Here is a 20,816-nt window from a genome sequence, read left to right as displayed (position 1 = left end):
ACCTCAGGTTCTCTGCCGACCTGCCGAAAAGACGACAGAGGCCCTGAAAAGCAGGCCTGCTCCGCCCGTGGCGCCTGTGCGCTGCGCCGATTCACCCCCTGGAGACCAATGGTCGAGCCATGGCGTTGACGATCAACACCAATGTGATGTCGCTGAATGCGCAGCGCCGGCTCGGCAATGCACTGGGCGACCTGGCGACGACCGTGCAGCGCCTGTCTTCGGGCCTGCGCATCAACACTGCCAAGGACGACGCTGCGGGCTTGGCCATCTCGGAGCGTTTTACCTCCCAGGTCCGGGGCATGAACCAGGCGGTGCGCAACGCCAACGACGGCTTGTCGCTGATGCAGACGGCCGAGGGCGCCCTGCAGGGCGTGGCTGCCAGCCTGCAGCGCATCCGCGAACTGGCCGTGCAGGCGGCCAATGACACCAACAGTGCCTCCGACCGGGAGGCCATTCAGGCAGAGGTCTCGCGCCTTGCGCAGGAGATTGACCGCACCGGCCGCACCACTCAGTTCAATGGCATGAACGTGTTCGACACCTCCAGCGCGAGCGTGGTGGGCGATGAAAACCTGCTGGGCGTGTACGACGGCTTGACCAGCGCGGGCAGCTGGCTGGAAAGCAGCGAACAGCTCATCCGCACTTACTACGGCCTCAAGGCCGATGGTGCCAAGCTCGACATCCGCTATACCGGCTACACCGACGGCGCCGGCGGGGTGGCTGCCTATGTGCAAAACACGGGCTATGACGCCAACGGCCGGGGACTGAGTCTGGTGTTGCAGGTGGACATGGCCGACTTTGTGCCCCCCAATCTGCCCAACGGCGGCAACGCGCCGTACTACAACGACCGCATCATCGGCCACGAGATGGTGCACGCCGTGATGGCCCGCAGCACCAACTGGCAGAACCTGCAGGCCGGCAACCTGTGGTTCATCGAAGGCACGGCCGAGTTCATCCAGGGGGCGGATGAGCGGGTCAAGAACGACATCGCTGCAGTGACCACGGCAGGCGTGGTGGCCGCCATCAATGGCCCCACGAACACCAGCGAGTTCTACTCGTCCAGCTATTCGGCGGTGCGCTACATGCATGACCGCATCAAGGCGGCGGGGGGCACAGGGGTCAAGGACGTGCTGACCTACATGAACGCCAACCCGGGCGCCACCCTCGACACCGCCATCGCCAATGCCTCGCACGGCGTGTTTACCAACGCGGCCGATGTCAAAAGCCAGTTCGCCACCAATGGCGCCGCGTTCATCGGCACCTTTGACCTGAACAACGACGACACGGGGGCGATCGGCGGGCTGGATGTGGACGGCGGCGCCGCGCGCAATGCCAAGGCCGCCATTCCCAACATGGGCAGCCGCTCCGGCCAGGATGTGCTGGAGGGGTTCACCGAGTCGTACGAAACGATTGCCAAGAACGCCGGGGCCGTGAGCACCAAAGTGTTCCAGGTCGGCGCCAACGCCAACCAGACGCTGGAGACGCGGGTGGGCGTGATCAGCCTGGGTGCGCTGGGCCTGCGCAACACGCTGGACGTCACGGTGTCGCCCGCACAGGCCATCGTGGCGGTGGACCGCGCGCTGGACTATGTGAGCAGTCAGCGCGCCGTGCTGGGCGCCCAGGCCTCGCGCCTGGAGGCCACCATCGGCAACCTGCAGGTCAGCAGCGAAAACCTGTCGGCCAGCCGCGCGCGCGTGGTGGACACAGACTTCGCAGTGGAAACCGCTTCGCTGGCGCGCCAGCAGATCCTGCAGCAGGCTGGAAACGCCATGGTGGTGCAGGCCAACCAGATGCCCCAGGGCGTGCTGGCCTTGCTGCGCAACTGATCGCCTTCCGCACAGGATCGTCAGCGAGGCGGTGGTGCGCGCCGTTTCCCTGGCGAATCAACGGCGTTGCCGGTGCCGGTAGTGCCAGGGCGCCAAAGGCCGCTTCTGGGACCACAGGCCCGCATGCTGCGCCTGTGCAGAGCGCTGCAAGGGCGCCAGGTGCGGGTAGTGGCTGGCGTAGGGCGTGTACACCCAGGCCATGCCCGCGCGCACCTGTGCCGTGGCGACATCGGTGCCACCACAACGCACCTGCGCCACCATGCGGCCGTAACTGTCCTCATCCACGGGTTGTAGCGTGGCCCGTTGTCGAAAGCACAGCTGTGCCAAGTGCTGCCGCGACTTCTGCCCGAACGCTTGCCGCGACTCGGGCGCATCGATGGCGGCGATGCGCACCTTCACCTGCTGGTAGGCACCAGGTGGTCCGCAGCGGGCAGTGAGGGTGTCGCCGTCGCTGATGGCAACGACCAGGCAAAACAGGGAAGCGAGGGGCACAGGGAGTTTGGGTGTGTGTTTGCAGGCACTGGCGCCAGTGTTTCTTGCAAAAATGGAGCGATTTGGCTGGGTGCGCTACAACAGCATGCTTTTGTAGCTATTAATAGTATAGCGGTGTGCTGCGTGATGACGATGACACGACAAGGGCTGGTATGGGGGCGTGCGCATGCCGCCGCCCTGCGTAGCACCTGGCGGGCCACAGGTCTGCTTTGCTTCAAGGTGTGACCACGCCGTGGTGTGCATGGCATGAAGAATCTGGGGAACCGGGAGCGGTTACTGCCGTCAGACACCCCAGGCGCTGTGACAATGGGTGCATTGTCGAATGCGCTCGCGTCGCGTTTGCTTCGCGCTTGTTATCGTCGGCGATAGCCGCCCACCCCAAGGAGTCCCGGTTTTGCGTTTCCCCTGGTCCACAGAATCCCATGCCCCCCAACCAGCGCCCCTGCGCACCGCTGCAGTGGCCCTGGCCTGTGGCGCGACTTTGGTCATGGCAGGCTGTGCCGGCACAGGGGCCAAGACGTTTGGCGTGCAGGAGAACTTTGGCTCGGTCGCCACGTACTCGCGCCTGTTCGATGCCACGCCGGCCCAGACGTGTGAAGCCTCGCGCCGCGCGCTGCTCAGCCAGGGCTACGTCATCTCGTCCAGCGCGGCCGACCTGGTGGAAGGCAAGAAGAGCTTCCAGCCCGAGCCCGAGTCGCACCTGCAGATGGTGGTGCGCGTGGTGTGTGTGCCCGAGGCCAACGACGGCAAGGTCAGTCTGGGCTTTGTGACGGCCACCCAGGACACCTACGCATTGCGCAAGACCAACAACTCGGCCAGCGTGGGTGTGGGCGCCATCGGCTCGGTGTCGCTGCCGTTCTCATCCAGCAGCGAGTCCCTGGTCAAGGTGGGCAGCGAGACCATTGCCAAGGACACCTTCTACGACAGCTTTTTTGATCTGGTCAAACGCTACCTGGTCATTGACCAGGCGTTGGCGGACTGAGCAGCCCTGGCGGGACAGTCGCCCGCACTCAGGCACTCAGCGGTCGGAACGTGGCGGTACCCGGTAGCGCAGCTCGGCAAACACGCCGCCCAGCGTGGTCACGGATTGCAGTTGCAGCGGCGGCTGCACCACACGGCGCGGAAACAACGGTGTGCCCACGCCCAGCGTGACCGGCGCCACCTGCACGATCAGCTCGTCCAGCAGGCCCGCATCGTCAAACTGCCCCACCAGGTCGCCCCCGCCCACCACCCACACATTGCGCCCTGCTGCGGCCTGCACCATGGCTTGGTGCACGGGGCGCACATCGCCACGCACAAAGCGCACATCGGCGCCCGCAATGCTGCGCAGCGTGCGTGTGCTGAACACCCAGGTGGGCGGTGTGTACGGCCAGGGCTGTCCCGCATCGATGGCATGTTTCAGCATCCATTCGTAGGTGTGTGATCCCATGGCCAGCGCGCCCACGTTGCGGATGAAGTCGGGGTAGCTGGAGCCCTCGATCTCGCCAAACTGCAGCAGCCAGCGCAGGTCATGGTCGGGCGTGGCGATGAAGCCGTCGAGGCTGGATGCGCCGTAGAACTGTGTAATGGTCATGCCCGCGCACTGTAGGGACCGGCTGCTGACAACGTGCTGGCAGCAGGCGCGGGTGGGGTCTGCCCCGTGCATTCATCGGCCAGAGGCCCCAGTGACTCAGGGCAGCTGCACCGTCTCCGCCAGATGCCCGTACACCGCTGCAATGCGCCGCAGGTGCCGCGACTCCGGGTGGGTCAGCAGCCAAAGCTCGGTTTCGCCATCGGCCAGCGCGCCCGTGAGCGGGCGCAGGTCGCTGCGGCCCTGGGCCAGAAAGAGGGGTAGCACCCCCACGCCCATGCCCAGGGCCACCAGTTCCATCACGGTGAGCAGGCTGTTGACGCGGTAGGTGGGCTGTGCCCTGGGGTATTGCTTCTTGCGCCAGCGCACTGAGGGGTGGTCGGGCAGGGCGTCGTCAGGCGCAATCCAGGCGGCGCGGCCCGCCTCCACATCCGACAGGGCCAGGGTGCTGGCGGTGCCTGCGTAGAGGGCCGAGCGGATCATGCCCAGCTGCCGCCCCACCAGGTGCTGTGGCGGGCGCTTGGTCGCGCGCACGGCGATGTCGGTGTCGCGCCGCGTCAGGCTCACCAGCTCGTTGCCGGCGTGCAGCTCGTACACCAGGGCCGGGTGCCGGGGCTGCAGCATCTGCAGGGCCGGGGCGATGAGGCCGTGCAGGATGGTGTCGGTGGTGGAGATGCGCACCGTGCCCGACACCTGTTCGGGCTGCGCCTGTGCGGCAGAGCGCGCGGCCTCCAGAGCGGCTTCCACCCGCTCGGCCTGTTCGGCCAATGCCTGGGCCAGTTCCGAGGGGCGGTAGCCAGCGCGCGACCGGTCGAACAGCGACTGGCCCAGCCCCCGTTCGATGCGCTGGATGGCGCGGAACACCGTGGACGCATCCACACCCAGCCGCTCACCGGCGGCCGCCAGGGTGCCGGTGCGCACCATGGCCAGCAGCACTTCCAGCTCGGCCGCGCCCAGTTGGTATTGCGCTGATGCAACGGTTGATTTCATGGGTGCTTATTTTGTTTGCGTTATTGCAAGCATAGATTCTGCCTGTCGCCGGGCCTTGCCGTGTACCGATGGGTGTCTGTGGCTGCTAGTGGGTAGCAACGGCGACACATTCCAACCGTTTTTACAGAAAGCCCCGTTCCCATGAAGCTCTACTACGCCCCCGGTGCCTGCTCGCTCGCCGTCCACATTGCCCTGCGCGAGGTCGGGGTTGCGTTCGATCTGGTCAAGGTGGACCTGGTGCGCCACACCACCGAGACCGGCGCCAACTATCTCGACATCTCCCCGCGCGGCTATGTGCCCCTGCTGGAGCTGGCCGACCAGTCGCGCCACACCGAAGCAGCGGCGCTGCTGCAGTACGTGGCCGACCTGGACCCGGCGCGCGCACTCATCGGCCAGCCCGGCTCCAGCGAGCGGCTGTCCGTGCTGGAATGGCTCACCTTCGTCAGCACCGAACTGCACAAGGGCTTCAGCCCCTGGCTATGGCACAAGGAGACGGCCGACTCCACGCGCCAGGCCGTCAAGGCCAAGCTGGCCGTGCGTTTTGCCGAGATGGATACCGTGCTGTCGCGCAGCGATTTTCTGGTAGGCGGCTACAGCGTGGCCGATGCGTATGGCTTCACCATCGTCAACTGGTCCCACCTGCTGGGCATCCCGCTTACCGCCTACCCGCACCTGCAGGCCTGGATGGCACGCGTGGCGGCCCGCCCGCAGGTGCAGGCTGCGCTGCGGGCTGAGGGGTTGTTGTCGTGATGGCCCAGACCACAGCGCCCGCTGCGCTCACTCTGGTCTCGCACGCGCTGTGCCCCTATGTGCAGCGCGTGGCCATCGTGCTGCACGAAAAGGGCCTGGCGTTCGAGCGCCGCACCATCGACCTGGCCCGCAAGCCCGACTGGTTCCTGGCCCTCTCGCCGCTGGGCAAGACCCCGGTCCTGCAGGTGCGCGGCCAGAGCCTGTTCGAGTCGGCCGTGATCTGCGAATACCTGGACGAGGTGGCCATGCCCGTGCTGCACCCGCCAGATCCGCTGCAGCGCGCACGCCACCGGGCTTGGATGGAGTTTGGCTCTGCGGTGCTGAACACCATCGGCGCCTTCTACGCCGCAGCGGATGAGGCCACGCTGCAGGCCCGCGCGCAGGACCTGCGCAGCCGCTTCGTGCAGATCGAAGAGGCCCTGGGCCAGCGCAGCGTGCCGGGGCCGTACTTTGCCGGGCCGGACTTTGGCATGGTGGATGTGGTGTTCGGCCCGGTGTTCCGGTACTTCGACGTCATCGACACCTTACCGGGCGTGGATGGCCTGGGGCTCTGGCACGGCTTGCCGCTGGTGCAGCAGTGGCGGGCTGCGCTGGCGGCACGCCCTTCGGTGCAGCAGGCCGTGGGTGCGGACTATGCCGAGGGCTTGCGGGCCTTTTTGCGCGCGCGTGGGTCAGCCCTGTCGCGGCGCATGCAGGCGGTGGCCGCGTAGACCCCGCACGCCTGCCAGCTCAATCCGCCCAGGTGCCCGGCGCCAGCCCGTCCAGCGTGTACGGCCCGATGGCCGCGCGGATCAGCCGCAGCGTGGGGTGGCCCACGGCGGCCGTCATGCGGCGCACCTGGCGGTTGCGGCCTTCGCGGATGATGAGCTCGATCCAGGTGGTGGGGATGGCCTTGCGCTCGCGGATGGGCGGGGTGCGGTCCCACACCGCAGGGGCGGGCTCCAGCAGCCGCGCGCGGGCGGGCAGGGTGGGGCCGTCGTTCAGCACCACGCCACTGCGCAGCGCGGCCAGCGCGGCCTCATTGGGGATGCCCTCCACCTGCACCCAGTAGGTCTTCTCCATCTTGAAGCGCGGGTCGGCAATGCGGGCCTGTTGCTTGCCGTCGTTGGTCAGCAGCAGCAGCCCTTCGCTGTCGGCGTCCAGCCGCCCGGCCACGTACACGCCGGGCAGGTCGATGTAGTCCTTCAGGCCCTGCCACTTGCCCTCGGGCGTGAACTGGCTCAGCACGCCGTAGGGTTTGTTGAAACGGATCAGGCGCGAGGTCATGGGGCTGGTTTCAAGCAAAAAGGGCCGGATGCGCTAGTGCAATATGCGCTGGGTGCTATCAATTGCATAGTAATGAAGCCCTGCGCCATCACGCCGGCACGAACAGCGCCGGGTCCACCATGGTGCGGTTCAGCATCACGCCCCAGTGCAGGTGCGGGCCGGTCACGCGGCCGGTGGCGCCCACCTTGCAGAACGCGTCGCCCGCCTGCAGTACATCGCCCACGCGCACCTCCATGCTGCTCAGGTGGCAGTACATGGTGAGCAGGCCCTGGCCGTGGTCCAGCCACACCGTGCCGCCGTTGAAGAAGTAGTCGCCCACGTCAATCACCCGGCCCGGCAGCGGCGCCACGATGGGCGTGCCGGTGGCGGCGGCAATGTCCATGCCGCTGTGCGGATTGCGCGGCTGGCCGTTGAACACGCGGCGCAGCCCGAACGAGCTGGACCGCCGCCCCGGCACGGGCACGCGCATGCGCAGCGATGCCAGCGCCACTCCGGCGGGCTGCTCGGTGAAGGTGGCCATCACCTGGGCCTGGTGGTCGCGCTCGCGCTCGTAGCGGGCCTGGTCCTCGGGCGAGAGGTCCACCGTGCGGGGCGACACCTTCAGGTGCTGCTCCTTGTATTGCTTGGGGGCCACGCTGTAGTGCACCAGGCGCGGGCTGCCGCCGCCCTCGGGCAGCACGCTGATGAATGCATCGCCCGGCGCCGCCGCCAGTGGAATGCCCACGATGGCCGTCCACTCGATGGCATCGCCCACCACCCGCAGCGGCACATCCACCTCGCCCTGGCGCACCTGCGCCACCGGCCGCGTGGCCGCCGGGCCCAGCGACAGCCGTGCCACGCCCCCGGGCACCTGTAGCGCCTGGGGCCACACCGTGGGCGCGGGTGGCATAGGCTTGGCATGCAAAGGGGCCACCAGGGCAGGCTGCACGAGCAGGCCCGCCGTGCCGATCAAGGCGCTGCGGCGGGTGATGGAGAGGGCGGGGCGGGCGGAAGCAGGGCGGGCAGATTCAGACACGGCAGAGGAAGGCATGAACAAAAACAAAGTGGCTGCGCGAGGGACTGGTACGGGTGCAAAGCGCCCCGCTGTCGCGGCCGACAAGGGCGATTGTGCCCCCGGTGTTGGCGGCGTCCGCCTACATCGCGCCTGCATGTCGGCACCTACCATCGCGCCATGCCACCCGCCGCCCCTCGCCGCCGTTCCACCATGCTCACTGTCTTGCTCACGGCCCTGGCCACGGGGGCCCTTGTCTTGTTGGCACTCAACTTCACGGCGGGCGAGAAAAAAGTCCAGCAACAGCTGCCGCGCCTGTACAGCGCCGCCCACCCGCAGTTCGAGCGCGCATTGGGCAGCCTGCTGGGCCCGGGCATTGTGGGCGGCAATGCGGTGACGGAGCTGCTCAACGGCGACCAGATCTTTCCGCCCATGCTGGCCGCGATCAAATCCGCTCAGAAAAGCGTCACCTTCGAAACCTACATCTACTGGTCGGGCGACATCGGCAAGCAGTTTGCCGACGCCCTGAGCGAGCGCGCCCGCGCCGGTGTGCCCGTGCATGTGCTGCTCGACTGGGTGGGCAGCGCCAAGATGGAAGAGAGCTATCTGGCCGAGATGAAGGCGGCCGGGGTGTTGATTGAAAAGTTCCACAAACCCCACTGGTACAACCTGGCCCGGCTGAACAACCGCACCCACCGCAAGCTGCTGGTGGTGGACGGGCAGGTGGGCTTTACCGGCGGCGTGGGCATTGCCCCGGCATGGACGGGCCACGCGCAGGACCCCGACCACTGGCGCGACTCGCACTACCTGGTGCGTGGCCCCGTGGTGGCGCAGATGCAGGCCACGTTTCTGGACAACTGGCTCAAGGTCACCGGCAAGGTGCTGCATGGCGAGGCGTACTTTCCGGCCATCGCACCAGCGGGTGCGCAAAAGGCGCAGATGTTCTCCAGCTCGCCATCGAGTGGCAGCGAGAGCATGCAGCTCATGTACCACCTGGCCATCACGGCAGCCGAGCGCAGCATCGACCTGTCGGTGGCGTACTTTGTGCCCGACGACCTGACCCGCAAGCTGCTGATGGATGCGCTGGCACGCGGCGTGCGCGTGCGCCTGGTTACCCCCGGCGAGCACACCGACACTGAAACGGTGAAGGCCGCATCTCGCGCCACCTGGGGCGAGCTGCTGCAGGCCGGGGCGGAGATCTACGAATACGGGCCCACCATGTACCACTGCAAGGTCATGATCGTGGACCAGTTGCTGGTGTCGGTGGGCTCCACCAATTTTGACAACCGCTCGTTCCGCCTGAACGACGAGGCCAACCTGAACGTGTACGACGCTGCCTTTGCACAGCGCCAGACTCAGGTATTTGAAGACGACATCCGACGGTCACGCCGCGTGACCTACGAAGCCTGGCGGGACCGCCCGCTGCGCGAGAAAGTGCACGAGACCTTGACCGGCTGGATGCGGTCGCAGCTGTGACGATGTTTGAATGAAATCAGCCGCTGGCGCCAGTGAACAATGCGCCAGGTGCTATCAAAAGTGTAGTTGCTGGTAGTGGATGCGCGGCGGCGGTTGCGGTGCGCCGCCGGGGCAGTTTTTGCCCTGGCGGGCATCTCCGCCGTGCTTATGGATCAGTGCGTCACGAACTCGTAGGTCACGGCTTCGCTGTCCACCATGTCGAGGATGTCGTCCAGCACGTCTTCGTCTTCGGTGCTGGCCCACAGGTCTTCGGGGTCTGTGGCAAACAGGGGTTCGATGGCGATGTCCATGAACTTGCCATCGGGCAGCTTGATGACCGGCGTGCCCTCGGAGGTATCGACCAGCTCCCAGTTGTCGGGCACGGTCATTTCGAGCTGGATGGTGACGTTGAGTTTTTTCATGGCGAATCCTTGTTGCAGAACCAGCCAGGGTAACCCAGTTTGGTGCCAGATGGATGTCTGGCGCCGAACGGATATGCCTAATGCGCTATAAAAATTAGAGCATCCGAAGGATTCTCCACTGCAGGCGCTCATGCCTGCGCCGGGCGAACTGCGTGCTCTCGCGTCTGGCATAGGCTTTGCGTCATGCAGGGCGCAACATGTCGCGATGCAGACCGTGGGCCGCCGATGTGCCCTTGTACTGCGCGCCATTTGCTGTAACGTGTCTGGCCCAGGCCCCTGTGCGTCCGCATTCGCTGCGGGCCACGGAAATGCCTGTTTTTGTCCCATCTTCTGACCTACTGGAGAACCTGCCCATGATCATCAAGAAAACCCTGGCCCTTGCCGCAGCCGCCGCCGTGGTCGCCAGCCTCGCCTTCAGCCCGGCCGCGCAGGCGGGCCCCCGGCTCGACAAGATCATGGAGGCCAAGGTCATCCGCGTGGGCACGCCCGGCGACTACCGCCCGTTTGCCATCAAGACCGACGCGGGCTACAGCGGCCACGACATCGATGTGATCGAAACCATGGCCAAGGAGCTGGGCGTGAAGATCGAATACGTGCCCACCACCTGGCCCAACCTGGTGAAGGACCTGCAGGGCGACAAGTTTGACGTGGCCGTGGGCGGCATCACCCGCAACGTCAACCGCATGCGCATTTTTGACATGCTGCCCGGCTACGCCCCGTTCGGCAAAGTGGCCCTGGTGCGCGCGGCCGACAAGGCCAAATACACCAGCGTGGACGCCATGAACCAGCCCACCGTGCGCGTCATCAAGAACCCCGGCGGCACCAACGAAACCTATGTGCTGGCCAACCTCAAGGCCGCCCAGGTCAGCACGCACGACAAGAACGCCGAGATCCCCGCGCTGATCGCCGATGGCAAGGGCGACGTGATGATCACCGAGACGTATGAAGCCCTGCACTACGCCAAGGCCGACCCGCGCCTGCACGCCGCATTTGTGGATGCACCGCTCACGCCCAAGAACTACCTGGGCTTCATGTTGCCCACCGACGACGCCGACTACGTGCGCGTGATGGGCTTTGTGTGGGGCCTGGTGGACAGCCGGGGCACCATCAAGCAGGCCGCTGACAAGTGGTTGAAGTGACGGCTTCGAAGTGACTTGGATCTGGCGCAGTGGACCTGTGGGTTACTCGCCCGGAATCTCCGGCTCCACCAGCAGCGCCAGCAACTGCAGCGACTCCTGCCAGCCCAGGTAGCACATCTCGGTGGGGATCACCGCCGGGATGCCTGCCTGCACGATGGACACCTCGGTGCCCATCATCACTTTTTTGAGCTGGATGGTGGTGCGCATCTCGCCGGGCAGGTTGGGGTCGTCAAACCGGTCGGTGTGCACGATGCGCTCGCCCGGCACCAGCTCCACATACTCGCCGCCAAACGCGTGCGTGCCGCCGCTGCTCAGGTTGGTGAACTGCATGCGGTAGCTGCCGCCCACGCGCGCGTCCAGGCTCAGCACCCGGCCGGTAAAGCCATGGGGCGGCAGCCATTTGCACATGGCGTCGGCATCCAGAAACGCGCGGTAGATGCGCTCGGCCGGTGCGCGCAGCACACGGTGCAGGGTGACGGTGCCGGTGGCGGCGGAGGGGTTGGGGGTGGGGGTGGTCATGCAGGGTCTCCTTGCGGGAATCGGGGTGGATGGATGGCAGCGTGCGCCCCAACGCCATGGCGGTCAATGGCCTGGGGCGTCAACGCGTTCACACCTCTACGACGAACGGGCCGGTGCGTTTTCGACAGCCGGCCCTTTGCATCACCACATTTTTTTGTGGCGCCGGCTCAGGCGGCGATGGTGCGCACCGCAAAGCGCTCGCTGCCCTGCGCCCAGGCCAGCAGCCGGTCGATGTTGGGGTGCTTGCCCGGAAAGGCGCGCGCATCCGCCACATGCTCCGCATACCACTCCAGCCCCAGGCTGGCGGCTGCAGGCGTGATCTGCCCGCCATACAGAGCCGCCAGCGCGGCATACACCACCAGCGACCCGGTCTGGCCGGGCTTGTTCTCGATGGTGGCCAGCACCTGGCCGTCTGCGCCCAGCAGTTGCAGGGAGGCGAGGTGGCTGGCGGAGGGGAGTTGCTTGAGGCGGTCTGCGAAGTTCATGGCAATCAAATTCAGGTGAAATGGGCCGCAAGCGCTAGAAGATCATGCGCGAGCAGCTATAAAAATGTGAGTAACGGAATCAGCGGGGCGGAATCTTAAAGGATGCGCGGAGGGGTCAAGACTTTGAACAGGCTCTGACTTTTGAACACACGCTCACGCCTGCCACACCCCAAACCCGGCCGAGCGCAGGTCGATGCCGATCTCGATCTCCCGGTCCACCGCCTCTTCGTAGGTCATGGGGTTGAAGCCCTCGTACAAGTCCGGCAGCAGCCGCAGGCCGTACTGCGTCACAAACCGGTTGGCCTGGATGCCCGCCTTGTGCTTGTCAAACCGCACATCCGGGTCCAGCCCCGTCATGCCCACGTACACGCAGGGCTTGCCGTCGATGTAGCCGGGGTTGCACTTGCGAAAGCGCGGCTCCAGCAGCACGTCTTTGGAGAGCTCGACCACATAGACGTGGTGGTGGGGCTTGCGGCGGCGCATGGGGGCTGGTGGGGTGGGGCGGTGTGGGGTTGGGCCGCTTTATGCAGTCCGTCTGGCGGGCTACTCGTCGTCCTCGTCCGCCAGCCCGTCATCCCGCAGGCGCCGGTCCAGCTTGCCGCGCAGCGCATCGGCGTCTTGCAGGAACTGGTCCACCGGCACCGCAGGGGCCACGCGCAGGGTGGGAGGGAACAGGCTGCTCATGTACAGCTCGCTGCCCAGCCGCATGCGATTGAGCCACTGCGCGCCCAGCCACGACGGCACGCCCAGCAGCACCACAGCCGCCATGGCCCAGGCCAGGCCCACGCGGCGGCGGGGCAGCACGGTGGCCAGGTGGGCGTACAGCGCGCCGGCCAGCACCAGCACCATCAGCACCGGGGCAAACCGCGACAGCGACTCCAGCGAAAACGTGAACGCCGTCAGATAGCTCAGCAGCTGCACCGCGTCGGCCACCAGCACTGCGGCGCACGCGATGCGCACGTGGCGCCAGAACCGCAGCTGGCTGCCAAACAGCTTGTTGGCCACAGCCCATGCGCCCGACCACAAGGTCACCACGGCCAGCGTGGTCAGCAGCAACAGGGGCAGCGCCTTCAGGTACTGCGCGGCGTCGCGGGCCTCCAGCCACGACTCTCCCAGCCCGGCCAGCAGCACCAGCACCGCCAGCGCGGCCGTGGTGCCCACCGTGCGCCATGGAAACTGCGGCAGCGCCTGCTCCTCGGCGATGGGCGCATCGGCCAGGCGCAGGTGGAGGTGGGTGTGGCCCAGGTCGATGGGCGTGCCATCGGGCCAGTCAAAGCGCTCTCCCTGCGCATGCTGCTTGCGCTGCAGGCGTGCACCGTTGCGTGTCTCCAGCACCTCCACCTGCACGGTGCGGGGCTCGTCCACCGCGCGGTCAATGCGCAGGTGCCGGGGCGCCACAAAGGGGTCGTCCAGCACCAGGTCGCAGTCCAGCGCGCGGCCCACCGTCACGGGCCAGCGGGTGATGGGTGCACGCGCCAGCAGCGCGCCGTGGCGGTCAAACGCCTCGATCAGCCCCAGGGTGGTGGTTGGCATCGCGCTCATGGTGCGGCCTCCCAGCGAAAGGCCTTGAGGTAGTGGCTGGCCAGCTTCATGCCGTTGTCAAACGCAATGCCTTGCACATCCAGGCGGCCCAGCACGCCCTGCGTGGGCTGGTTGACCGAGGTGGCCAGCACCGTCATGTTGTACAGGCCGGTCAGCTTGCGGTAGGCCGACAGGCACACCACCGCGCGCAGCGGCACGCTGCCGGGGTCCACAAACCGCTCGGTGCATTCGGCCGCCGTCTGGTGGCGGTTGCCGCGTGTGGGCAGGCGCTCATTAGCAAAACTTTGCGAGTACATGCGGGCAAACCGGGCGGCGCCCAGCGTGGGGGCGTTGTAGGCCTCGTACGACAGGCGCACTGCGCCGGTGCTGAAGTCGCCCGCCACCACATCGCTGTCGGCCTGGCACTGCGTGCGCTCCAGGTTCAGCCCAGGGAAGGCCGGGTCACGCCCCGATCCCCAGCACCGCGCCAGCGCATCGTCGGGCACGGGCAGGCGGTAGTTGCCATGGCGCTGCTCGCGAAACGGCGCTTTCAAAAACCGGTCCGTCAGCAGTTGCTGGTGCTCCATCAGCTGCCGCGTCATCTCGGCATGTGCGGCCTGCGTGATGGGCTGGGCGTTGGCTGCGCGCTGCACCAGCGCCTGCGCAAACTCGGCCGGTATCAAGAAGCTCACCTGCTCGCCATCAAGCCGCTTGGCCACGTTGACGCCGAGCACCCGGCCTGCGTCGTCCACGGCGGGGCCGCCGCTCATGCCGGGGTTGAGCGCGCCGCCAAAAAAGATGCGCGGGTAAAAGCTGCGCTTGACCAGGCCGTTGTAGGTGCCCTCGGTCACGGCAAAGCCGATGTCCAGCGGGTTGCCCAGCGAGTAGATGCGCTCGCCCTGCGCCAGCGCGTCGGTGGTGGGCCGAAAGCCCAGCACCGGCGCCGCTGCCGTGCGCCCCTTGGCGCGCAGCACGGCCAGGTCGCGCTGCACGTCAAACGCCAGCAGCTCCACCTCGCCCTCCTGCCCCTCCATCGTCACGTACACGCCCCGGTAGCGCTCGGGCTCCAGCGCGAGCTGGCTGGCCACGTGAAAGTTTGTGACGATCAGCCCATCGGCCGACACAAAAAAGCCCGAGCCAATCGACGCTTGCGTGTTGGCGTTGCGCAGCAGCGTGCGGATCTGCACCAGCTTGTCGCGCGACAGCTCGTAAATGCGCCGCGCGTCGCGCGACAGCAGGGCTGCATCGGCCGCTGTGGGCGCGGCGGCTGCAGCGCCCCCCGGTGTGGGCGCTGTGCCATCCACAGGGGCACTGCCCGCCGGGCGCATGGCCGGGGTGCTGGCAGCTGCGGGTTGGGGAGCGGGCTGTGCGTGCGCCAGCGCACACAGCAGCAAAAGCAGCGACGAGGTCGCCAGCCGCAAGGGCCGAATCGAAGGGAAGGGCATCGCGGTATTCTATGAACGCCCTGCGACAAGCCTTAGAGCGGCTAACAAAACTCTTCTGGCGTCGTTGCTGTGTCTTGTCGTACTGCTCGTACTGCCTGCGACACAGCGCCTAGCCAGAACCGCTTCGCTGAGTTTTGTTAGCCGCTCTTATTGGCGTTGTCCATTCCGTTGGCCCCGCTTGCCGCCGGGCCTGCCATTCACCTGCCACTCCATCCCACGCACCCATGCAACCCACCCACACCTATCCCATCGGCACGCCAGGCCAACCCTGGGGCGCTGCAGAACGCGAGCAGTGGCGCGCACGCCAGGTGCGCCAGCGCAGCTACGCCGACGACGTGCTCATGGCCATCGAGGCACTGCGGGGCCGGTTTGACGTGGAGATGTATGGCGACGTGATTTATGCCGACGCACAGCACCCGGCAGAGCGCTTTCCCCTGCGGGCCCTGCGCAGCCGCTATTGGCAGCCCGGCCTGCCCACCGTGCTGGTGACCGGGGGAGTGCACGGCTACGAAACCAGTGGCGTGCACGGCGCGCTGCGGTTTGTGGACACGCAGGCCGAGCGCTTTGCCGGCCGCGCCAACCTGCTGGTGGTGCCGTGTGTGAGCCCCTGGGCGTACGAGCGGTTTCAGCGCTGGAACTTCGACGCCATCGACCCCAACCGGTCGTTCCGCGAGGGCTCGCCCGCGCAGGAATCCGCAGCCCTCATGCGCCTGGTGGCGCCACTGCACGGCCAGTTTGCCGCCCACATCGACCTGCACGAAACCACCGACACCGACGAATCCGAATACCGCCCCGCCGTGGCCGCGCGCGACGGCAAGGTGTTCGAGCCCGGCAGCATCCCCGACGGCTTTTACCTGGTGGACGACACCGACAACCCGCAGCCCGCCTTCCAGCAAGCCATCATCGAGGCCGTCAGCCGCGTTACGCACATTGCGCCAGCGGACGAGAAGAACGAAATCATCGGCACGCCCGTGGTGGCGCCGGGCGTCATCCACTACCCGATGAAGCAGTGGGGCCTGTGCGCGGGCATCAGCGGCGCGCGCTACACCACCACAACGGAGGTCTACCCCGACAGCCCCCGCGCCACGCCCGAGCAGTGCATTTATGCACAGGTGGCGGCGGCCTGTGCGGCGGTGGAGTTTGTGCTGGCCGACGCGCAACTCTGAGAGTTGCGGCCCTGTGCGGCGCGGCTTCGTATTTTTGGTGCTTTCTTGGCGCTCGTTACCCAGCGCTTCCCAACGCGCCCATCAGCCGGGCACTCACCTCGGCCTCATCGAGCGTCGCGAATGCCATGTTGTGCTGCTCCGTCAGCGGCCCATGGCCCGGCTCCATGCGACCTGCGGCGTCGTAGCCCATGGCCTTGAACTTCCAGACCCCGCCGACCAACTTGAGCGAGCCCACATGCGCGCCATCGGTCGTGTGCACGGACACTACGGCGGCGTTGATGGGCACCAACTGCAACGGGCCTGCCACCGGGCCGGGCGGTATGTGAGCGAAGGTGGGGTGTTTCAATCCTGCTCTTCCAGCAGAGTCTGTACCGCGCGCAGCAAGGCGGGCAGCGCCGTTTGGGTGATGTTCCACACGGTACCCAAGTTCACCGTGGCGTAGCCGTGGATGAGTTGGTTGCGAAACGCCACGATCTGCGCCAGGTCAGGTATGCGGGCGGCCATGGCCGTATCCAGCTTGGACAGTTGGTTGAGTGCTTCGCCAATGATTTCAAACTTGCGCTCTACCGCCGCCTGGGCCATGGCGTTGGCGCCATAGGCTGCTGCATCCATGCCATGGGTAAAAGACTCAATGGCGGCAGCTGCCTCGCGCACATCCCACAAAAAGGCGCGCGGGTCACGCTGCATACACAGCCTCGCGGTGGCGGTTGATGTTGGCTAGCACGTACGGGTTGCGCACAGCGCCGGGTTCCACCAGGTCCACGCCCCGGCCGAGCAGGGCTTCCAGATCGGCTTTGGCTCCAAAAATGGAGTGGAGCCCGGGTTCAACACCCGGAGCAAACTCCACCAGAAAGTCGGCGTCGCTGTGGGCGGGGTCAAAGTCACTGGCCCGTGCTGCCGAGCCAAACACCTCCAGCCGCCGAATGCCGTAGCGCTGGCAGATAGCGGCAATGCCGGTGCGGTATTGGGCGATGGCGGGATGCATGGGCGCAGTTTAATCGAGCACCTCATTGACCACCATATTGGCCTGTAGTGCTTGTTTGATAAGCGGGAAGTGCTATGAAGAATATAGCGAATTAGTGCAATGCCTAAAACGATGACCCCGGTTCGCTCAAAAACGCCAGCTCTTCGGCCGTGGAGGTGCGGCCCAGCACCGCGTTCCGGTGCGGGTAGCGCCCAAAGCGGTCGATGATGGCCTTGTGGCGGCGCTCAAAGTCCAGGTTGTTTTCCATGCCCGGCTGCGCAAACAGGTCAAGCGCTTGTTCATGAATCACGGCAGATTCGCTGTGCATGTACGGCATGTAGGCAAACACGCGCTGCGCCGTGGGCAGGCTGCGGTCCTGCCCGCTGGCCACCAGCTCTTGCGCCAGGGCAAGGGCCAGCGCGTCTTGCGCAAAGGCGCGGGCGGTGTCGCGGTACACATTGCGCGAGAACTGGTCCAGCACCAGGATTTCTGCCAACCGGCCTTCTGGGGTGGCGCGCCAGGTGAACAGTTCGCAGCAGGCAGCGGCCTCCAGCGTGGGGCCAAAGCGGGTGCGGATGGATGCGTCGAGGGCAGCGTCTTTGGCGAAGTGCTGCTGGGGCGTGAGTTCGGTGAACCAGAACTGGAGGACGTTTTGAGGCTGCATTCCACGAGGATAGCGCTGTAGCATGCGACCCAGGAGGGACAGTTCATTGGCTAACGGCAACAACCAAAAACTCGCAGTTCTCATTGATGCAGACAATGCGCAAGCGTCCGTCATCCAGGAGCTTCTGGCCGAAGTATCCCGTTATGGCACGGCCACCATCAAGCGCGCTTATGGGGACTGGACCACGACCAATTTGAAGGGCTGGAAAGAAGTGCTGCACAAGTTGGCGATTCAGCCTATCCAGCAGTTCAGTTACACCAGCGGTAAAAACTCCACGGACGCATCGCTCATCATCGACGCGATGGACGTGCTGCATGACAACACGGCGGATGGTTTCTGTTTGGTCAGCAGCGACAGCGATTTCACCCGCTTGGCTACCCGCATCCGGGAGGAAGGTAAGGTGGTTTACGGATTTGGCGAACGCAAGACGCCGGAAGCGTTTGTCGCTGCGTGCGACAAATTCATCTACACCGAAATCCTCAGGACAGAGCCCACGCCAGCCAAGGATGCGCCCAAGGAGGAGGCGGTTGCGGTGGCCGATGTGCGGACCCTAAAGCCCTTGATCATTGCGGCCATCGATGCCAATGCGCGCGAAGACGGTTGGGCTGCGTTGGGTGGGGTAGGGAGCCACATCAGCAAGATCAACTCCGCTTTTGACGCCCGCAACTACGGCTTTAAAAAGCTCAGTGAATTGGTGCGTTCGCTGACCTATCTGGAGGTCAAAGAGCTGCCACTCGTCAGGCCGGACGGGGTGACCGTGTCGAATGTGCAAATCCGGATCAAACGGGTTGCGTAGGCATTTTTGGCGAGTTGCTTTGTATGGACGCGCGGGCCGCTGAACTCCTCGCGGAGCGCGCCGCCATGCCCAGCCAATTCACAGTCACAGACAAAATCGGCATCTATCCATTGATAGATAAGGGTTACCAGATATCGAAATGAAAGCAAGCTAAAGCGAAGTTGCTGCTACTTGCGCCCGCAGCGGGTGCGCCCGGCTCATACAGTGATCGCCTCGCGCAGCACCTGGTCCCGAAAGCTGGCGGGCAGGCTGTTGGGGGTGAGTACATCCACCTCTATTCCCAGCAACTGCTTCAGTTCGAACCGGATCGCGCCAATGTCCATCAGCGTGGTTTGCGCGGTGGGCTCCACCAACAGATCGAGGTCGCTGTCGGCTGTGTCGTCTTCGTGCAGCGCCGAGCCAAACACCCGCACGCTGCTCACACGGTGGCGCAGTGCGATCTCGCGGATTTGCGAGCTGTGGAGTGAGAGGGCTTTGGAGGGGCGCATGTTCTGGATTCTATCGGCGCGACTATTTTTTGGCGAAACTGATCCTTAAGGCAGCTAATATCTAGCAAGGCTCCTGCTTTGGGTGACACCGACTTCACCTCAATAATTTATCTGAAAATGAATAATATCTACTTGAGTCTTTCAGCGCTGCCTGAACGATTTGCGCAGAGTCTGGGTTCTGGTTAGACACCGCCTTGTGAACTAAGAGGCTCCAGATATATTCTGATCGCTCTCTAAGTAGATCGATTCTTGAGTTTAGGCCAAAAACTTCGATAGCCAGCTTGCCTCTGGCTGTTTTTCCGCTAACCAAGGCAAACCTGCTCTTCAAGTCAAAGATGAAATCTAGATGTAGAGATGGGTCTTCAACTGATGGGTCAATTAATGGATCTCCGCTGGCTGTGCGGTGAAAGATTTTGCCTTTGTGACTAGGGTTGTTGCAAATTGGACATGAAAGTAATAAGTTGGTCCATTTGTAGGTAAGAGAGATGTAAATGTTTTTTGGTCGAAAATGTTCAATATGAGGTGTAGCTACTGCTCCGATTTTTGATTCGCAGAAAGCACATTTTCCATGAAACATGTTATTTAAAGAATCTCTGATACTTTTGTGTGCGTATCTGCCTTGGCGCGATTTGAAGAGTGCCTCATCTTTTTTCGTCCTGGCTTCTCGGAGCTCGGTTACCCAGCGCGTTTCATTTTTGATTAAAATGTTTGGAGTGGGTGTTCTAGCTACGAATTGCATTATTGGCGCTTTCCAATTGTTTTATTATTTTTTTTTGAATATCTTCTGATGCGTCGGGTAGTTGAAATGGGTTGTGTTCATCCACGAAAAGGGTGAGTTGTCGATATTCTTCTTCTTCTTTTTGTGATCGAGATGTGTCCGCTATAGAGAGTTCTGCGAGTCTTTTGAGCTTGTGCTCGGTCTCTGGAGAGTATGTTGACAAAAATCCAAATGCTTCGCTTTGGAGTATGTCATCTACACTCATTGCAAATAAACTCTGAGTTATAGGTATTGGGGATGATCCATTTTGTAAAAGTTTAATTGTCAATGAGTCTTCGCCGGCTCCTGCTGCAACCATGGGGCTGTGTGTTGTAACAATAAATTGAATATTTGGGAATTGCTTTCGTAGCCAGCCTGCAATATTTCTTTGCCAAACGGGATGAAGATGTATATCTAGCTCATCAATTAAGACGACACCCGTTTCATGTAGAGGATTATTGCTTTGAGGGTAGGCGGTAATTAGCCGCCAAACCAAATCGCCTGCAAGAGCAAGAACGCTCCTGTAGCCATCACTCAGGCCTGTTGTGGGGACCTTTGTGCCATTCACATCAAATAAAATTCTTGCTTCGGCGTCTATGGAATCATAGCGGACTCCTGTGGGTAGTAGGGCATTAATGGCCGTTACTCCCATTTCTCGCAGACGCTTAGCATTAGTGTCGTTTTCTTTTGCCTCTCGGTAGTCCAGATAAACGATCCATTGCTGAAATGCTGCCAGTCCGTCTTCCTCCTGAAATTGACTCAGAAAGTTCGTGAATCGCGATGGTGTGTCTAGTGTCGGAACTATCGCTTGATTTGATCTTGTAAGTCTTCTGAATGCCCCGTAACCAGCGGCGAACCAGCCGTCACTTTGTGGGGAAAATGCATTTTGTCTGAGCCAGGATAGGGTTTTGTCGGCTGATTCATGAATCCCAGGTTGGGTATGAATTTTGTTTCTGATTGTTATTGGTTTTCTACCTGATATGTGTAGTGAATAGCCAAAAGCCATTCGTTTCTTATGTTCTCCAAAAACCCCTGAGTCGTTATCATCTTTGTGTATTCGGATGGATATTTTTCCGGCTGTATCTTCACTCTTTAGCCATCCGATCGGTCTAG

General features: G+C 63.8%; 26 protein-coding genes. 8 read left to right on the top strand and 18 right to left on the bottom strand.

The window, feature by feature from the left end; all coding sequences use genetic code 11:
* Positions 1 to 119 precede the first annotated feature (119 nt).
* On the top strand, positions 120 to 1,823 hold the full coding sequence (locus tag N4G42_RS16920; RefSeq protein WP_056064769.1) for a flagellinolysin: 1,704 nt from the start codon (positions 120 to 122) through the stop codon (positions 1,821 to 1,823).
* Between the two features lie 57 nt (positions 1,824 to 1,880).
* Here the strand turns inward: N4G42_RS16920 and N4G42_RS16915 are convergent, their stop codons facing one another.
* Positions 1,881 to 2,315, bottom strand: a complete 435-nt coding sequence (locus tag N4G42_RS16915; protein WP_260667994.1) for a thermonuclease family protein — start codon at positions 2,313 to 2,315, stop codon at positions 1,881 to 1,883.
* Between the two features lie 487 nt (positions 2,316 to 2,802).
* On the opposite strand from N4G42_RS16915, the gene N4G42_RS16910 reads away from it, so the two are divergent.
* Positions 2,803 to 3,297, top strand: a complete 495-nt coding sequence (locus tag N4G42_RS16910; RefSeq protein WP_056747050.1) for a DUF2242 domain-containing protein — start codon at positions 2,803 to 2,805, stop codon at positions 3,295 to 3,297.
* Between the two features lie 36 nt (positions 3,298 to 3,333).
* Here the strand turns inward: N4G42_RS16910 and N4G42_RS16905 are convergent, their stop codons facing one another.
* Together N4G42_RS16905 and N4G42_RS16900 are read right to left on the bottom strand one after the other, a co-directional pair.
* On the bottom strand, positions 3,334 to 3,888 hold the full coding sequence (locus tag N4G42_RS16905; protein WP_260667993.1) for a dihydrofolate reductase family protein: 555 nt from the start codon (positions 3,886 to 3,888) through the stop codon (positions 3,334 to 3,336).
* Positions 3,889 to 3,984: 96 nt separating this feature from the next.
* On the bottom strand, positions 3,985 to 4,875 hold the full coding sequence (locus tag N4G42_RS16900) for a LysR family transcriptional regulator (protein WP_056064749.1): 891 nt from the start codon (positions 4,873 to 4,875) through the stop codon (positions 3,985 to 3,987).
* Between the two features lie 141 nt (positions 4,876 to 5,016).
* Here N4G42_RS16900 and gstA point away from each other — a divergent pair, with 141 nt between their 5' ends.
* Both gstA and N4G42_RS16890 read left to right on the top strand, forming a co-directional pair.
* A complete protein-coding gene (gstA, locus tag N4G42_RS16895; RefSeq protein WP_260667992.1) occupies positions 5,017 to 5,625 on the top strand; it encodes a glutathione transferase GstA in 609 nt (202 codons plus the stop codon).
* Positions 5,625 to 6,335: a glutathione S-transferase family protein gene (locus N4G42_RS16890; RefSeq protein ID WP_146871452.1), complete on the top strand. Its 711-nt coding sequence runs from the start codon at positions 5,625 to 5,627 to the stop codon at positions 6,333 to 6,335. The genes gstA and N4G42_RS16890 overlap by 1 nt, the downstream gene beginning before the upstream one ends.
* Positions 6,336 to 6,354: 19 nt before the next feature.
* Here N4G42_RS16890 and N4G42_RS16885 read toward each other — a convergent pair whose 3' ends face one another.
* Positions 6,355 to 6,891, bottom strand: coding sequence for a pseudouridine synthase (locus N4G42_RS16885; protein ID WP_099730742.1), 537 nt, complete (start codon positions 6,889 to 6,891; stop codon positions 6,355 to 6,357).
* 88 nt (positions 6,892 to 6,979) lie between these two features.
* Complete coding sequence (locus tag N4G42_RS16880) at positions 6,980 to 7,921, bottom strand: M23 family metallopeptidase (protein WP_260667991.1); 942 nt, start codon at positions 7,919 to 7,921, stop codon at positions 6,980 to 6,982.
* A gap of 174 nt (positions 7,922 to 8,095) precedes the next feature.
* Here N4G42_RS16880 and N4G42_RS16875 point away from each other — a divergent pair, with 174 nt between their 5' ends.
* Positions 8,096 to 9,358: a phospholipase D-like domain-containing protein gene (locus tag N4G42_RS16875; RefSeq protein WP_260667990.1), complete on the top strand. Its 1,263-nt coding sequence runs from the start codon at positions 8,096 to 8,098 to the stop codon at positions 9,356 to 9,358.
* Positions 9,359 to 9,510: 152 nt separating this feature from the next.
* Here the strand turns inward: N4G42_RS16875 and N4G42_RS16870 are convergent, their stop codons facing one another.
* Entirely contained in the window at positions 9,511 to 9,759 is a 249-nt protein-coding gene (locus N4G42_RS16870) for a hypothetical protein (protein WP_056064732.1), read from the bottom strand.
* A gap of 353 nt (positions 9,760 to 10,112) precedes the next feature.
* Here N4G42_RS16870 and N4G42_RS16865 point away from each other — a divergent pair, with 353 nt between their 5' ends.
* Positions 10,113 to 10,898 (top strand): transporter substrate-binding domain-containing protein, encoded by a 786-nt coding sequence (locus tag N4G42_RS16865; protein ID WP_260667989.1) that lies wholly within the window; start codon positions 10,113 to 10,115, stop codon positions 10,896 to 10,898.
* Between the two features lie 42 nt (positions 10,899 to 10,940).
* Here the strand turns inward: N4G42_RS16865 and N4G42_RS16860 are convergent, their stop codons facing one another.
* The 5 genes from N4G42_RS16860 to N4G42_RS16840 all read right to left on the bottom strand — a co-directional run bounded on the left by N4G42_RS16860 (position 10,941) and on the right by N4G42_RS16840 (position 14,868).
* Positions 10,941 to 11,417, bottom strand: a complete 477-nt coding sequence (locus tag N4G42_RS16860) for an SRPBCC family protein (protein WP_260667988.1) — start codon at positions 11,415 to 11,417, stop codon at positions 10,941 to 10,943.
* 167 nt (positions 11,418 to 11,584) lie between these two features.
* Positions 11,585 to 11,902, bottom strand: coding sequence for a DUF2322 family protein (locus tag N4G42_RS16855; RefSeq protein WP_260667987.1), 318 nt, complete (start codon positions 11,900 to 11,902; stop codon positions 11,585 to 11,587).
* 153 nt (positions 11,903 to 12,055) lie between these two features.
* Complete coding sequence (locus N4G42_RS16850; RefSeq protein WP_015014990.1) at positions 12,056 to 12,385, bottom strand: hypothetical protein; 330 nt, start codon at positions 12,383 to 12,385, stop codon at positions 12,056 to 12,058.
* A gap of 60 nt (positions 12,386 to 12,445) precedes the next feature.
* A complete protein-coding gene (locus N4G42_RS16845; RefSeq protein WP_260667986.1) occupies positions 12,446 to 13,444 on the bottom strand; it encodes an FHA domain-containing protein in 999 nt (332 codons plus the stop codon).
* Positions 13,441 to 14,868, bottom strand: coding sequence for a serine protease (locus tag N4G42_RS16840; RefSeq protein WP_260667985.1), 1,428 nt, complete (start codon positions 14,866 to 14,868; stop codon positions 13,441 to 13,443). Before N4G42_RS16840 ends, N4G42_RS16845 begins: the two co-directional genes overlap by 4 nt.
* A 224-nt stretch (positions 14,869 to 15,092) precedes the next feature.
* On the opposite strand from N4G42_RS16840, the gene N4G42_RS16835 reads away from it, so the two are divergent.
* The gene (locus N4G42_RS16835) at positions 15,093 to 16,034 is read left to right on the top strand and encodes a M14 family metallocarboxypeptidase (RefSeq protein WP_260667984.1); all 942 of its coding nucleotides are present in this window, start codon (positions 15,093 to 15,095) and stop codon (positions 16,032 to 16,034) included.
* A gap of 55 nt (positions 16,035 to 16,089) precedes the next feature.
* On the opposite strand, the gene N4G42_RS16830 is transcribed toward N4G42_RS16835, so the two are convergent.
* The 4 genes from N4G42_RS16830 to N4G42_RS16815 form a co-directional block, all read right to left on the bottom strand.
* Positions 16,090 to 16,380 carry a hypothetical protein gene (locus tag N4G42_RS16830; protein WP_260667983.1) on the bottom strand — a complete coding sequence of 97 codons (291 nt, stop codon included), beginning with the start codon at positions 16,378 to 16,380 and terminating at the stop codon, positions 16,090 to 16,092.
* Entirely contained in the window at positions 16,377 to 16,721 is a 345-nt protein-coding gene (locus tag N4G42_RS16825; RefSeq protein WP_260667982.1) for a DUF86 domain-containing protein, read from the bottom strand. The genes N4G42_RS16830 and N4G42_RS16825 overlap by 4 nt, the downstream gene beginning before the upstream one ends.
* Complete coding sequence (locus N4G42_RS16820) at positions 16,711 to 17,019, bottom strand: nucleotidyltransferase family protein (RefSeq protein ID WP_110961036.1); 309 nt, start codon at positions 17,017 to 17,019, stop codon at positions 16,711 to 16,713. The genes N4G42_RS16825 and N4G42_RS16820 overlap by 11 nt, the downstream gene beginning before the upstream one ends.
* 103 nt (positions 17,020 to 17,122) lie before the next feature.
* Complete coding sequence (locus N4G42_RS16815) at positions 17,123 to 17,662, bottom strand: DUF924 family protein (RefSeq protein ID WP_260667981.1); 540 nt, start codon at positions 17,660 to 17,662, stop codon at positions 17,123 to 17,125.
* Positions 17,663 to 17,708: 46 nt separating this feature from the next.
* Here N4G42_RS16815 and N4G42_RS16810 point away from each other — a divergent pair, with 46 nt between their 5' ends.
* Complete coding sequence (locus N4G42_RS16810; protein WP_260667980.1) at positions 17,709 to 18,458, top strand: NYN domain-containing protein; 750 nt, start codon at positions 17,709 to 17,711, stop codon at positions 18,456 to 18,458.
* 197 nt (positions 18,459 to 18,655) lie between these two features.
* Here the strand turns inward: N4G42_RS16810 and N4G42_RS16805 are convergent, their stop codons facing one another.
* The 3 genes from N4G42_RS16805 to N4G42_RS16795 all read right to left on the bottom strand — a co-directional run.
* Entirely contained in the window at positions 18,656 to 18,946 is a 291-nt protein-coding gene (locus tag N4G42_RS16805; RefSeq protein WP_260667979.1) for a nucleotidyltransferase family protein, read from the bottom strand.
* Between the two features lie 94 nt (positions 18,947 to 19,040).
* A complete protein-coding gene (locus tag N4G42_RS16800) occupies positions 19,041 to 19,685 on the bottom strand; it encodes a retron system putative HNH endonuclease (RefSeq protein ID WP_260667978.1) in 645 nt (214 codons plus the stop codon).
* A partial coding sequence (locus N4G42_RS16795) for an AAA family ATPase (RefSeq protein ID WP_260667977.1) occupies positions 19,669 to 20,816 on the bottom strand: 1,148 nt, incomplete at its 5' end. The genes N4G42_RS16795 and N4G42_RS16800, both read right to left, overlap by 17 nt.

This window comes from Acidovorax sp. K2F (genome assembly GCF_025246485.1).
Classification (GTDB): domain Bacteria; phylum Pseudomonadota; class Gammaproteobacteria; order Burkholderiales; family Burkholderiaceae_C; genus Acidovorax; species Acidovorax delafieldii.
The sequence above is the reverse complement of the archived record's forward strand: the minus strand, read 5'-3'. Positions and strand labels throughout refer to the sequence as shown.

Bases quoted from the DNA above. Each gene is read 5' to 3' on its own strand.
- N4G42_RS16920 (WP_056064769.1), top strand. From the start codon at position 120: ATGGCGTTGACGATCAACACCAATGTGATGTCGCTGAATGCGCAGCGC.
- N4G42_RS16910 (WP_056747050.1), top strand. From the start codon at position 2,803: ATGGCAGGCTGTGCCGGCACAGGGGCCAAGACGTTTGGCGTGCAGGAG.
- N4G42_RS16905 (WP_260667993.1), bottom strand. From the start codon at position 3,888: ATGACCATTACACAGTTCTACGGCGCATCCAGCCTCGACGGCTTCATC.
- N4G42_RS16900 (WP_056064749.1), bottom strand. From the start codon at position 4,875: ATGAAATCAACCGTTGCATCAGCGCAATACCAACTGGGCGCGGCCGAG.
- gstA (WP_260667992.1), top strand. From the start codon at position 5,017: ATGAAGCTCTACTACGCCCCCGGTGCCTGCTCGCTCGCCGTCCACATT.
- N4G42_RS16890 (WP_146871452.1), top strand. From the start codon at position 5,625: ATGGCCCAGACCACAGCGCCCGCTGCGCTCACTCTGGTCTCGCACGCG.
- N4G42_RS16885 (WP_099730742.1), bottom strand. From the start codon at position 6,891: ATGACCTCGCGCCTGATCCGTTTCAACAAACCCTACGGCGTGCTGAGC.
- N4G42_RS16880 (WP_260667991.1), bottom strand. From the start codon at position 7,921: ATGCCTTCCTCTGCCGTGTCTGAATCTGCCCGCCCTGCTTCCGCCCGC.
- N4G42_RS16875 (WP_260667990.1), top strand. From the start codon at position 8,096: ATGCTCACTGTCTTGCTCACGGCCCTGGCCACGGGGGCCCTTGTCTTG.
- N4G42_RS16870 (WP_056064732.1), bottom strand. From the start codon at position 9,759: ATGAAAAAACTCAACGTCACCATCCAGCTCGAAATGACCGTGCCCGAC.
- N4G42_RS16865 (WP_260667989.1), top strand. From the start codon at position 10,113: ATGATCATCAAGAAAACCCTGGCCCTTGCCGCAGCCGCCGCCGTGGTC.
- N4G42_RS16860 (WP_260667988.1), bottom strand. From the start codon at position 11,417: ATGACCACCCCCACCCCCAACCCCTCCGCCGCCACCGGCACCGTCACC.
- N4G42_RS16855 (WP_260667987.1), bottom strand. From the start codon at position 11,902: ATGAACTTCGCAGACCGCCTCAAGCAACTCCCCTCCGCCAGCCACCTC.
- N4G42_RS16850 (WP_015014990.1), bottom strand. From the start codon at position 12,385: ATGCGCCGCCGCAAGCCCCACCACCACGTCTATGTGGTCGAGCTCTCC.
- N4G42_RS16845 (WP_260667986.1), bottom strand. From the start codon at position 13,444: ATGAGCGCGATGCCAACCACCACCCTGGGGCTGATCGAGGCGTTTGAC.
- N4G42_RS16840 (WP_260667985.1), bottom strand. From the start codon at position 14,868: ATGCCCTTCCCTTCGATTCGGCCCTTGCGGCTGGCGACCTCGTCGCTG.
- N4G42_RS16835 (WP_260667984.1), top strand. From the start codon at position 15,093: ATGCAACCCACCCACACCTATCCCATCGGCACGCCAGGCCAACCCTGG.
- N4G42_RS16825 (WP_260667982.1), bottom strand. From the start codon at position 16,721: ATGCAGCGTGACCCGCGCGCCTTTTTGTGGGATGTGCGCGAGGCAGCT.
- N4G42_RS16820 (WP_110961036.1), bottom strand. From the start codon at position 17,019: ATGCATCCCGCCATCGCCCAATACCGCACCGGCATTGCCGCTATCTGC.
- N4G42_RS16815 (WP_260667981.1), bottom strand. From the start codon at position 17,662: ATGCAGCCTCAAAACGTCCTCCAGTTCTGGTTCACCGAACTCACGCCC.
- N4G42_RS16805 (WP_260667979.1), bottom strand. From the start codon at position 18,946: ATGCGCCCCTCCAAAGCCCTCTCACTCCACAGCTCGCAAATCCGCGAG.
- N4G42_RS16800 (WP_260667978.1), bottom strand. From the start codon at position 19,685: ATGCAATTCGTAGCTAGAACACCCACTCCAAACATTTTAATCAAAAAT.